General features: G+C 47.7%; 7 protein-coding genes. 4 read left to right on the top strand and 3 right to left on the bottom strand.

What is annotated here, in order from left to right; genetic code table 11:
- Nucleotides 1-157: 157 nt before the first annotated feature.
- Entirely contained in the window at nt 158-2,320 is a 2,163-nt protein-coding gene (locus tag HMPREF2955_RS05910; protein WP_009229455.1) for an elongation factor G, read from the bottom strand.
- Nucleotides 2,321-2,484: 164 nt separating this feature from the next.
- Here HMPREF2955_RS05910 and hemW point away from each other — a divergent pair, with 164 nt between their 5' ends.
- The 3 genes from hemW to HMPREF2955_RS05925 all read left to right on the top strand — a co-directional run bounded on the left by hemW (nt 2,485) and on the right by HMPREF2955_RS05925 (nt 6,890).
- A complete protein-coding gene (gene hemW / locus HMPREF2955_RS05915; protein WP_070721798.1) occupies nt 2,485-3,630 on the top strand; it encodes a radical SAM family heme chaperone HemW in 1,146 nt (381 codons plus the stop codon).
- Nucleotides 3,631-3,791: 161 nt separating this feature from the next.
- On the top strand, nt 3,792-5,852 hold the full coding sequence (locus HMPREF2955_RS05920; RefSeq protein WP_070721978.1) for a PorE family type IX secretion system protein: 2,061 nt from the start codon (nt 3,792-3,794) through the stop codon (nt 5,850-5,852).
- A gap of 204 nt (nt 5,853-6,056) precedes the next feature.
- Entirely contained in the window at nt 6,057-6,890 is an 834-nt protein-coding gene (locus HMPREF2955_RS05925) for an O-fucosyltransferase family protein (RefSeq protein ID WP_070721800.1), read from the top strand.
- Between the two features lie 211 nt (nt 6,891-7,101).
- Here HMPREF2955_RS05925 and HMPREF2955_RS05930 read toward each other — a convergent pair whose 3' ends face one another.
- Nucleotides 7,102-9,369 carry a TerD family protein gene (locus HMPREF2955_RS05930; RefSeq protein WP_070721980.1) on the bottom strand — a complete coding sequence of 756 codons (2,268 nt, stop codon included), beginning with the start codon at nt 9,367-9,369 and terminating at the stop codon, nt 7,102-7,104.
- A gap of 438 nt (nt 9,370-9,807) precedes the next feature.
- Nucleotides 9,808-10,980 carry an RtcB family protein gene (locus HMPREF2955_RS05935; RefSeq protein ID WP_070721802.1) on the bottom strand — a complete coding sequence of 391 codons (1,173 nt, stop codon included), beginning with the start codon at nt 10,978-10,980 and terminating at the stop codon, nt 9,808-9,810.
- A 348-nt stretch (nt 10,981-11,328) separates the two neighbouring features.
- On the opposite strand from HMPREF2955_RS05935, the gene HMPREF2955_RS05940 reads away from it, so the two are divergent.
- Nucleotides 11,329-12,360, top strand: coding sequence for a helix-turn-helix transcriptional regulator (locus HMPREF2955_RS05940; protein WP_070721804.1), 1,032 nt, complete (start codon nt 11,329-11,331; stop codon nt 12,358-12,360).
- Nucleotides 12,361-12,424 lie beyond the last annotated feature (64 nt).

Below are 12,424 nucleotides of genomic sequence, written 5' to 3' on the forward strand. Positions count from 1 at the left end.
TCAAATACGTTAACGAAAAAGCCAGTGTGTATGCGAATATAGGCAATTAACTATCGGTGCTTTCCTGGTAAAAAGGCGTTTTTCGAATGGTATCAATCCCCGACAGCCACACTCTGGTGGCTGCCAGGGACTTAATTAATGATAAACCTAAACAAATTTACTCTTCTTCATTAGCCAACTCGGCTTCGTGTTCCTTAATCAGTTCTTGCTGTATTTCGTTCGGAACAAGCTCGTAGCTAGCAAACTTAGTGGTGAATGATGCGCGTCCGCCAGTAAGCGAACTCAACGAGATAGAATAGTTAGACAGTTCCTTCAAAGGAATCTTAGCCATCAGCTTTTGGTATCCAGCCTCGCTGTCCATTCCCATTATCAATGCGCGTCTACCTTGCAAGTCGCTCATCACGTCGCCCATAAAATCGTCTGGAACGTACACTTCCAAGTCGTAAATGGGTTCGAGAATCTTTGGCCCTGCTGCCTTAAACGCGTCAGAGAAAGCGCGACGTGCAGCCAACATGAACGAAAGTTCGTTTGAATCTACGGGGTGCATCTTGCCATCATACACGATAACGCGTACATCTCGCGCATAGCTACCCGTTAACGGTCCATGCTCCATGCAGTCCATGATACCTTTCAGAATTGCCGGCATGAAACGTGCATCAATGGCTCCACCAACAACCGAGTTGATGAACACCAATTTGCCTCCCCACTCCAACGGCAATTCTTCTTTGCCCTTGATATTCATCTTCACATCTTGGCCATTCAACTTATAGGTTGTTGGGTCGGGCATGCCTTCTGCATAAGGCTCGATGATGAGATGAACTTCACCAAATTGCCCTGCACCACCACTCTGTTTTTTATGGCGATACTCTGCGCTAGCCGACTTGGTGATGGTCTCGCGATAAGGAATTTTCGGTTCACCGAACTTCACTTGCAGTTTCTCGTTGTTTTCCAGTCGCCATTTGAGGGTTCTTAAATGGAACTCGCCCTGACCATGTACGATAGTTTGTCGTAACTCCTTGCTTTGCTCCACCACCCATGTTGGGTCTTCTTGGTGCATTCTAAGCAAGGCAGCCATCAACTTCTCGGTGTCTTGCGTGTTAACGGCCTTTATTGAGCGCGAATATTTTGAATTGGGGTATTTGATAAAATCGAACTTATTGTCGCAATCCTTAGCGTTGAGGGTGTTACCAGTCTTTACGTCTTTAAGCTTAACGGTACATCCGATGTCGCCTGCATTCAGTTTGTCTACGGGTATGCGGTTTGCGCCAGCACAAGCGTAAAGTTGTCCGATACGTTCTTTCGAACCGCGGTCGGCGTTCGTCATGTCGTCGCCCACCTTTACGCATCCGCTCATCACCTTGAAATAAGACACTTCGCCGATGTGTGGTTCCATTCCCGTTTTAAAGAAATAAATGGAGGTAGGTCCTTCCGCTGCAGGTGTTATTTCTTCACCGCGAGTATTGTGCAGTTTGGGCATCTCGCTTACGAACGGAACCACATTACCCAAGAACTCCATAAGTCTACGCACACCCATGTCTTTGCCTGCGCACACGCAGAATACGGGGAAAATGCTGCGCGTTACAAGACCTTTGCGAATGCCTTCACGCAGTTCGTCTTCGGTAAGCGTTTCGCTTTCGAAGAACTTCTCCATCAGTCCTTCGTCGTTCTCGGCTGCTGCCTCAACCAATATCTTATTCAAAGCCGTAGCCTTTTCCATTTCTTCAGCAGGAATGTCTTCCACCTTTGGCGAGCCTCCCTCAGCGTTCCACGAATATTTTTTCATGGTTAGCACGTCGATGATGGCATTAAAGCCTGGCCCTGTTTGTGTAGGATACTGAATTTGCACACATTTCTCGCCATAGATATCCTTCATGGTCGAGATAATATTGTCGAAGTCGCACTTCTCCGAATCCAGCTGGTTGATAAGGAAGATAACAGGTTTCTTGAGTTTTTCCGTGTATCTGAAATTGTTTTGTGTTCCCACTTCGGGACCGTATTGCCCGTTAATCAGGATAACGGCCTCGTCTGTAACGTTCAGCGCGGTTATTGCTCCGCTCACAAAATCGTCAGCTCCGGGACAGTCGATGATGTTCAGCTTTTTGTTGTTCCACTCTACATGGAATATTGTCGGGAAGACCGAGTAGCCATATTCCTGTTCAACGGGGAAATAATCACTCACCGTGTTCTTAGCTTCCACCGAGCCACGGCGCTTGATTACACCACTACCAAAAAGCATTGCCTCGGCAAGAGTGGTCTTGCCGGAACCCGCACTGCCCACTAGGGCAATGTTCTTAATTTCGTTCGTCTGATAAACCCTCATATCAAAAGATTTAAAGTGTTAGTAATCTCACGTTTCATGGAGAAAAGCATCGTTGCCTTTTCCGCCGTCTAAGATAGGTATTTTATGCCACCCCACCAAAACATCACATAAAAAGTGTACAGAATTTAAAACATTTTAGTACTTTTGCTCCTAAAAAGAAAAAGATGGCTGGTATTTACATACATGTTCCTTTCTGTGCAAGCAGGTGCGTCTATTGCGCTTTCTACACCACAACTACCCTTTCTAGCCAAGACCGTCTTGTGCAGGCACTGTGTTCCGAGCTGGAAATGAGGCGCGATTACCTGCTTGACAAGGCCGCTCCCTCGTTGCCGATAACGATAGGTACCATCTATTTGGGCGGTGGAACGCCTTCGCGACTAAGCGAACAAAACCTGCAACGGCTGTTCGACACAATATATAATAAGGAGTCTACCTTCCATATTTCGCCCCATGCCGAAGTAACCATCGAGTGCAATCCCGACGACATAACGCCCCGATTTGCCCAAGCCATCAGCCGCCTACCTGTTAACCGCGTCAGCATGGGCGTTCAAACATTCTCCGACGAACGGCTAACATTCCTTCGCAGACGACATAAGGCTACCGACATAGCGCCTGCCATTGAAAGGCTTAGACAAGTGGGCATCAACAATATCAGCATCGACCTTATCTTCGGATTTCCCAAACAGACACTTGACGAATGGGCCGTAGACTTACAAAACGCTATTGAACTTGGCGTTGAACACATCTCGGCTTACAGTCTGATGTACGAAGAAGGCACGCCACTATTCCGACTGCTGCAACAAGAACGTGTGTCTGAAATAGACGACAACCTAAGCCTAGACATGTTCAACCTACTTGTAGACACGCTCGTTGCCAACAACTACGAACATTACGAGATAAGTAACTTCGCTCGCGAAGGGTTCAGGTCGCGCCACAATGCCAGCTATTGGCAAGCCATTCCTTATTTGGGACTTGGCCCGTCGGCTCACTCTTACGATGGCAACTCGCGCCAATGGAACGTCTCCAACCTTCGAAAATACATGGATGCCATTGAAAACGGCAGGCTACCAATGGAGAGAGAAGTGCTTAACGAGGACACAAAATACAACGATTGGATAACAACAGCACTCAGAACAAAAGAGGGATTAGACCTCAATAGGTTAAGCAAAGCGCATCGCCAGTATCTTTTGGAAACCGCCGAACATCATTTAAAGCAAGGCCACCTAGTGCTTTCGGGCAACAACATTGCGCTTTCAAGAACGGGTATCTTTATCAGTGATAGCGTAATGAGCGACTTGGTGAAGGTGTAAACGAGCCATGCAGACCATAAACCCAAAGCCACGGCAGGGCCCATCTAAGTAAAGCCCACTTGTTATGCAGCAGGAACTTTTAAACCAGCCGTTACAATAAAACGCCCAAAAGCACGTTGCTAATACAAAAAGCTGCCAACTTCATACGAAGAAACAACAAGATGAAATCAATCCACATAAACGCCCTTCTGATGATTATAACCCTCGTCGCCACATCGTGCGGTGCCGATGCCTACATCAAGAAGGGTGAAAAAAACTTGGCACTTGGCGAATATTTCGATGCCGCCAACAACTTTAAACAGGCTTATACGCGAACTCCGGCCAAAGATAAAGCCGCAAGAGGGCACATATCTACCAAGCTTGCGTTGTGCTACGACAAGATGAACGCTAGCCAAAAGGCTGTGGGCGCATACCAAAATGTGCTGCGGTTTGGTCTGGCCGATGCCAACACGCACCTCCTTTTGGGCAGACAACTGCTCAAAACGGGGGCATACAAGGCGGCCGAAACGCATTTTAAGATTGCCCTCGACTCGTTGCCTGGAAACAAATTGGCCAGTGAAGGACTGCTCTCCGCACAACAAGCGGCGCAAGCCAAAAGCGATGGCTCACACTATATCGTGAAACGCATGGACGTATTTAACTCTCACAGAGCCGACTATTCGCCCATGTACTTCGGCGACGACCACAACAAACTTTACTTCTCGTCCACGCGAAACGAGGCCAAGGGCGATGCGCTAAGCGGAATAACAGGCGCTAAACCTGCCGACATTTTTGTTTCGGAACGCGATGACAAGGGCAAATGGAGCAAGCCCGAACCCGTGCAAGGCGGACTGAATACCGAATACGATGAGGGGGCTTGTACCTTCTCGCCCGACCAACGCACCATGTACTTCACCCAATGCACCACAGATCCCAACTATCCGCGTTATGCGCAGGTGATGACTTCTGCCCGTTCGGATGCTGCTTGGGCAAAGGCCACGAAACTAGACATATCAAAAGACACGCTTTCAAGTTTCGCCCACCCTGCCGTTTCGCCCGATGGACAATGGCTTTACTTTGTTTCGGACATGCCTGGGGGTCAAGGTGGGCAAGACTTATGGCGCATTAGGCTTACCACTAACGGCTTGGGAGAGATGGAGAACCTTGGAGAAACCATCAATACAGCCGGCAACGAATGTTTCCCTACATTCAGACCCAACGGCGATCTTTACTTCTCGTCCGACGGACACGTTGGCCTGGGCGGGCTAGACGTGTATGTGGCGCGGCAAAATACCGACCAACGATGGACGATAGAGCATCTAGGATTTCCCCTAAACTCGAATGGCGACGACTTCGGACTTACCTTCGAAGGCCCATACAACCGCGGATTCTTTTCCTCGAATCGTGGAGATGCGCGCGGATGGGACCACATCTACGCCTTCGAATATCCCGAAATAGTGCAGAGCATTAAAGGATGGGTGTACGAACAAGACGGTTACGAACTGCCCGCGGCACAAGTATTTATGGTGGGAAACGACGGAACGAACCTCAAACTGAATGTGTTGGCCGATGGTTCGTTCAAACAAGTGGTGAAACCAGGCGTTGAATACGTGATGTTGGCCACCTGCAAGGGTTACCTCAACCACAAAGAAGAACTTGCGGTGAAACCTTCCGAAACCTCACACGAATATGTTTTGCAGTTCCCCTTGGCCTCCATCACGGCTCCTGTACTCATCGACAACATCTTTTACGATCTGGATAAGTACACCCTGCGCCCCGAATCAAAGCAGGCTCTAGACGAACTTGTGAAACTGCTTAATGAGAACCCCAACGTTACTATCGAACTAAGCGCGCACTGCGATTATCGCGGTACACCCGAATACAATAAGATATTGGCACAACATAGAGCCAATGCCGTGGTGCAATACCTTATCGAGGCAGGCATCGCCCCACAAAGACTCACCCCCGTTGGCTATGGTAAGGAAAAGCCTAAAACCATTAGAAAGAAACTGACTGAGCGTTATAAGTGGTTGAAAGAGGGCGATGTGCTGACCGAAGACTTTATTACCAAGCTAGACAAAGACAAGCAGGAGATATGCAACCAGCTGAACCGCAGAACAGAATTTGTGGTTCAACGCACAACCTATGGCTTGCTAGACGATAAGGGCAACTTGAAAAAACAGAAGAAAGCGCCAAAACAATCGGAGAAAGATAAGGAGGATGTGTTCGACATCGTGGAATAAACATCCATGCGAGGGCACGTTTCGGCCATTCCACTCCACTTTCGGCAGACTAACTCTCGTGATATACACTCACACCAACAAACAAAACGATGAACGGAAAGCCACATAAAGTTGTTTAATAGTACGCCATGACATAGAGATGGCGTACAACCGACAACCATTATCATGGTAATCTGCATTCAACACAACACGAAATCAAATGCAATGAACACAGGAAAACTACTTTTTGTACCCTCAGGCGGACTAGCCAACAGAATGCGCGCTATGGCATCGGCATGGCAGTTAGCCGCAAATACAGGGGTTAAAGTCGAGACGATATGGTTTTGCGATTGGGCACTTAATGCCCCTTTCCATTCCATTTTCGAACCTATTGATAACGTAGAGATGGTGGCAAGGGAGGCCAAAGCATGGGAACTACTTACGCTCGACCGACCTAGAAAGCGTAATTTCCGCATTCCATTGTTATATCAGAGGCTCCGTTTCGCACAACGCATAGACGAATGGCAGGTTACACCCTTAAAAAATCAAGGATTTGACTTTAATGAATGGGCAACAGGAAAGAGCAGCTACATGAGCTGTTACCAAGATTTTGGAAACGTTCCCAATTCTGTTTATAAGCATTTGTTCCATCCCGTCGGTCCTGTTTTCGATGAAATACAAAGCTATCGCGAACATTTCTCGGCGCATACCATTGGCATGCACATTAGGCGCACAGACAATAAGGAGTCGATTGAACGAAGTCCGCTTAGCTTATTTGTCGATGCTGCACGACGCGAAATTGATCAACACAATGACACGCGCATATTTCTTGCAACCGACGACGAAGCTACCAAGACGGCATTAAAGGCCGAATTTGGCAACCGCATCATCACTTCGCCCAAGCCTGCCGCACGCAATAGCATTGCAGGCATTAGAGGTGGAGTGGCCGAACTGTGGATGCTGGCCTCCACCTCTACTATCTATGGCTCGGCAGGAAGTAGCTATTCGGTTATGGCTGCTAAGATTGGAGATAACAACTTGGAAATATTAAGCAAGTGAAGAAAGGAGATTGGTTGACAAGTCAACAAGAAGACAAGTTAACCAGTTGACGAGATACAAGTGAACGAGTTGACATGTGAACGTAAGATAAGTTTATGAGTTGACTGATAGACGAACTAACAAGCAAACAAGCTGACGAGTCGGCAAGAAACAAGTTAAGCATTTCCTTTGCCTTCCCGTTAGCCTGCAAACTTGCTTATATTTCTTTATCTTAGCCCAACAACAGCTTGCTCACCTCGGCGGTGTTCAGCGCCCATTGGTAGTTGTAACGTTCATCGGCATCGCTTTCGTTGCCAACTAACGTTGCGCCTTGTGCCTCGGCTCTTATTTCCAGCAGTTCGCCAACCGTCGTTTTCTCTTCCAATCGTTTCAGAAGAGCCTCAACACTAGCCACATCAACGCCTAAAATAGTTTGTGAAGTATATGGCATCTCCAACCAAACTATCTCTCTTCGTTGCACATTGAGCACACCAAACACTAATCCCTTAGACAAATTGGACTCGTCAACACGCACAATATGTTGAACGCACGATGGGTCGTAGGCCACACCATCCTTATCAGAAACGGTCATGGGATAGGCTGAATTCATCCAACCAACCATTAAATTGGGCGACAGTGCACCGCAAGAGTAGGCGTTGCAACTAAATGTTACGTATCGCGCACCAACCTTTTCCAATTCGTTTAAGTTCAATTCGATGTACTCGGCCGTACCAACCTGCTCTGGAATATTTCGTATATCGCCCGAATGCTTTGCTCCTGGGCAAGATAGATTGAAATAAGAGCAGAATATTGATTTACCATTTTCAAGGGCTATACCAGCACTTAGGTCCATGTCTAGGTGTTGGGCATGCAACCCATTGCCCCATTGCATGAACAGCCTAACGGCATTGCCTTCTACCTTAAATCGCGTTCCTTGCAACGCACATGCCCTGTCTTGAACGCTATTCGACCTATCGCCCACGCCGATTGGCACCTGATAAAGTCGTGGATCAATATAAATGGTACCACCAGCACAGTGCGCCTGTTGCGCATATCGGCTTTTCATAGCTCGTTTGTACATCGCATTTACGTCTGCAATCATCTGTTTCAGCTGTGCATCATCGAAAGAAACAAGCAGCGGATGAGGGTCAAGATTGTGCATCACACCTGTTATAGGACGTGCCAAGCGCATGCGTTTTGGGTCGAAATAGGCCTTAGCCCCATTGTTTAACGAAAGCAACAGACGCGCAGGCAGCTGATGAACAATGCCTTCGAAGGCCGCAAGTGTTGTCTGCGAATCAAAGTTAAGCATGGTTGAGAACAGACTACGAGCGAACAAGCCAGGGCGTTGGGACAATAACGAGAGGGTTAGTTGGGCATCGTTTGCCCTTCGTGCCTTGTCTAGCATACCTAGCCAAGGGGTGTAAGTTTGGCAATAAAACACGTCTAGCAATGCGGCAAGTCGTTTGAACCCTTTCTTACGCGCATATTCGGCCAGCCGCAATGCCCTAATCATACGCACCCACATTCCCCTTTTGGCGTGCATTGCCTCTGCCGACTTCTCGCTAGATAGGGGAATGGCATTCATCCACGTGGCCACAAGTCGGCAATAAGCCCTGTTGTATTTCAGTTTTAGTCGCTCGCGCATAGCCCCTCCCGCTTCACTAGCCTTGTTTTCTTGTGCGGCCATGTGCCAATAAAGACCTCTGGCGTTGGCAATGAGCGTTCGGGGTTCAATAATTCGTGCGCATCCATTTTTCTCGTACCATAGAAACCGCAGTATATCGGCAGGCGTTTCAAAAAGCCTTGTTGCCTGTTCGCCTTTTCCTGCCGCCACCAATGCCTTAATGGCAATCATCGCCGTCTCTTTCATGGCAATGTCTACATCGCTAGGCAAATCGAACAGCATGAGCAGTTGCGCCACCGATTGCGTCTGAGTAGCATCTAACGGCGTGGGTGAAGTAAGCAAAGTGCGAAGTTCGCGCTCCAAGTCAACGCGTGTAAAGAGGTGCAGGGGCTTTAGTTTCTTTCCCTGTCCCTCGTAAACGAATGTTGAAGTTACAAACGGTGTGCCGCAATATGGGCAACCGTTGTATCGTTCAAGTGGGAAAGTGCCGTAGGGAATGAAGTGTCCGCAAGGCAAGGTTGTGCCTTCCAGTCGAAGTTTCCCCTTAAACCTGTTGGCCACATAGGTGATAAAATGGTCGATAAGCCTTTCTTTTGTTGGCGTACCCCAACCTTTTACCAAGGATGCCCAATTCTGTTTCAGCCGCAATACATCAGCCATCACTACATAAACATCCTCGATTTGTTTGTCAGACGCCCAATAAAACGCCTGCAACAAATCTTGTTCTACGCCATACCCAAACTTGCTAAGGCGCGAAACCAAGGTCAACGCAACCACAGTCGCTTCGTGGGGTTGCTTTATCTGTTGGCTATCAATATCTATAAACAGGGCTTGATAACGCAAAGCCACTTTGTTTGCTATGATGTTGTCCATGTTGTGGAATTGTTGATGCTGGTTGTTTTCCAAGCTGTTAAAATATGGGCGAGGCGTTATTGCTCGCCATTGGCTTTATAATCTAGAAATATAGACGTAGCGTTTCATCGCTGTTTAGTTCCTAATTGTATTACGTTCCCCCGCATACGCCCTAGCTTACAAGCTATAAACTTAGGAGGATGTTTGAGGGTTATAACTCATCAACTCACGGACTAACGAAATCGCCACCTAAATAAAAAAGGGGGTGAGAGGGCGGTAATTGCTGGTCTAAAATCCCTTAGATGTTGAAGTAAGACCAACTTGACCGTCCCTCCTTTTCCCTTTACAGTATGTGCCAAGCTGCGCGTTAGCGTGTGTTAGCGATAAACACATGCCTTTATATAAAGGAACACTACGCTCTATCACCCGTTGCGCAGCTTTGTTCATTGCCCACCATCCTTAACCCTTAATCACCGCGATGGGTAACAGTTTGGTTTTCACCTTAATCAGGTCTGTTTGGTTGGCAATAACCTCTTCGATGTCTTTGTATGCACCTGTTGCCTCTTGCATATCGTCTTGCGAACGTATGGCATGAACAATGCCTTTGGCCTCAAGCTGTGCCACTTCGGCCTGCATATCGAGTGATGCAATGGCGGCCGTTCTACTTAAAACGCGCCCCGCACCATGCGAACAAGAATTGAACGAGGCTGCATTGCCAAGCCCCTCTACGATATACGATGCCGTTCCTTGCGAGCCGGGGATGATGCCCACCATGCCTTCGCGAGCCAAAGTAGCACCTTTGCGATGTACAATAACGTTCTTACCATAGTGGTTTTCCCATGCGGCATAGTTGTGCGCAATGTTTATCATCGGCTCGAACGCAATGCCGGGCAGTGCATCTGCAAGCACCTCTTGCACCCTTTGCATCATCAGGCTTCTATTGCATAACGCAAAATCTATACAATATTGCATTTCTGCCCAATAATTTTTAAACTCTGCCGACCCAACGGGTAAGAAAGGCAAGTGCAATTTCTCGTCTACCACCGTGTGCCAACGGGCGTTAAGCTGCTGGGTAAGCTTGTTATAATGTTCGCAAACTAGCTTACCAAGGTTTCGGGAGCCTGAATGCAACATCACCCAAAGGTTTCCTTCCTCGTCTTTTTGCAGTTCTATAAAGTGGTTTCCTCCGCCAAGCGTACCCACTTCGTAAACAATGGCCGCTTGCCTACGTTTCACCACCTCCATGCGGGCTATCTCATGTCCCACGGGTAAGTAACATTCGGGTTGGGGTTCCGTATGGTGCATCATGCCTAAGGGTATGCGTTGCCTAATACCACTCATTATTTTCTTCCTCAAAACATCTGGCGATATGTCGGTCACCTTATAGTTCGACTTCACTGCGCACATGCCGCAACCAATGTCTACGCCCACGGCATTGGGTATAACTGCATCTTTACAAGCCAGCACACCGCCAATGGGCATACCCATTCCTGCATGCACGTCGGGCATAATGGCAAGGTGGTGAAACAAGAAGGGCAACGTGGTAAGGTTCTCAATCTGTTGCATAGCCTTAGCATCTACGCTGCTAGCCCATATCATCACAGGCCTGTTGTTTATTATTTTTGTTTCCATTGCTATATGTATTTAATGTGTTATGTTGTCGATATGTTGTTTTTTTAGAGGTTGGCTGTTTGCCTTCCCTTTTCGTTTGCAAAGTTCGTTTAAGGGTACGCAGTGTTTTTGCGTAATGAGAAAAAACTTGCATTTAAGCACCATTATTTTCAATTTTATCACCTCTACGCAAATAGGTTGCGTAGAAACTCGTTATCTTTGTGATGTTTTAGTACAGCGAAGAGCCATCGCCATAACACTACCGCCCTTACAGAAACCACCAATTTGGCATACTAAATGGTAGTATATCCATCACATGGAACAAGCGAACGGCCTTCGCCATACACCTAATTTAATATATATATAACGATGCCGGCCAATAAGAATGCACTGATAAGGTATAAAACCATTGACAACTGCCTGCGCAACCGTTACAGGCGATGGACGCTCGACGACTTGGTAGACGCATGCAGCGATGCCCTCTACGACTTGGAGGGAATACGCAAAGGCGTATCGGTAAGAACGGTTCAGGCCGACTTGCAGATGATGCGTTCGGACAAGTTGGGCTACAATGCGCCCATCGAAGTGTACGAACACAAGTTCTATCGCTATGCCGACGCCACGTTTAGCATCAACAACATGCCCTTATCGCAAAACGATTACGAGGTGATGCAAGAGGCTGTGGACCTGCTTAGGCAGCTTGAAGACTTTGAGCAGTTTACCGAAATGAGCGATGTTGTAAATCGCCTGCAAGACCATTTGGCCATTGCTCGCAACCATCGCAAGCCCATTGTGCATTTCGATAAGGTGCCTAACCTGAAAGGTTTGCGACTGCTTAACCCCTTATACAACTACATTGCGCATCGACAGACCTTGCGCATCAGCTACCAATCGTTCTCGGCCAAAGAGCCGATAACGCTGGTTTTATGTCCGCATTTGTTGAAAGAGTTTCGCAATCGTTGGTTCCTGTTCGGTTCTACTGCAGACGACATGGTGTTGTTTAACCTGCCCTTAGACCGCATAGTGAAGGTGGAAACGGCCGACGAGCCTTATCGCGACAACCCCAATTTTGATGCAGAGCACTTTTTCGACGACGTTATCGGAGTGAGTAAGAATGTGGGAGACAAACCCAGAACCGTGATGTTCTGGGCGGACGATGAGCAAGCAGGGTACATTTCCACCAAGCCGCTGCACCCTTCGCAACAAGTTGAGGACGAGCATCCGGAACAAGGAGGCTGCGTTTTCAGCATAAAAGTGGTGCTAAACTTCGAGCTTTACTCGGTGCTGATGAGTTATGGACCTGGCATCAAGGTGCTTTCGCCACAAAAGGTGGTTCGTCGTATGCACAACATGACGAGTAAAGCACATTGGCTTTATCGGGAAGAAAAGATGGAAAGGTGAAAAGGTGGAAAGGTGAAAAGATGGAAAGGTGGAAAGGTGAAAAGGTGAAAAGGTGAAAGGGTGA

The organism is Prevotella sp. HMSC073D09 (assembly GCF_001814145.1).
GTDB classification, from domain to species: Bacteria; Bacteroidota; Bacteroidia; order Bacteroidales; family Bacteroidaceae; genus Prevotella; species Prevotella conceptionensis.

What these genes read in the sequence shown, in the direction of transcription:
- HMPREF2955_RS05920 (WP_070721978.1), top strand. Translation starts at nt 3,792, where the DNA reads ATGAAATCAATCCACATAAACGCCCTTCTGATGATTATAACCCTCGTC.
- hemW (WP_070721798.1), top strand. Translation starts at nt 2,485, where the DNA reads ATGGCTGGTATTTACATACATGTTCCTTTCTGTGCAAGCAGGTGCGTC.
- HMPREF2955_RS05910 (WP_009229455.1), bottom strand. Translation starts at nt 2,320, where the DNA reads ATGAGGGTTTATCAGACGAACGAAATTAAGAACATTGCCCTAGTGGGC.
- HMPREF2955_RS05930 (WP_070721980.1), bottom strand. Translation starts at nt 9,369, where the DNA reads ATGGACAACATCATAGCAAACAAAGTGGCTTTGCGTTATCAAGCCCTG.
- HMPREF2955_RS05940 (WP_070721804.1), top strand. Translation starts at nt 11,329, where the DNA reads ATGCCGGCCAATAAGAATGCACTGATAAGGTATAAAACCATTGACAAC.
- HMPREF2955_RS05935 (WP_070721802.1), bottom strand. Translation starts at nt 10,980, where the DNA reads ATGGAAACAAAAATAATAAACAACAGGCCTGTGATGATATGGGCTAGC.
- HMPREF2955_RS05925 (WP_070721800.1), top strand. Translation starts at nt 6,057, where the DNA reads ATGAACACAGGAAAACTACTTTTTGTACCCTCAGGCGGACTAGCCAAC.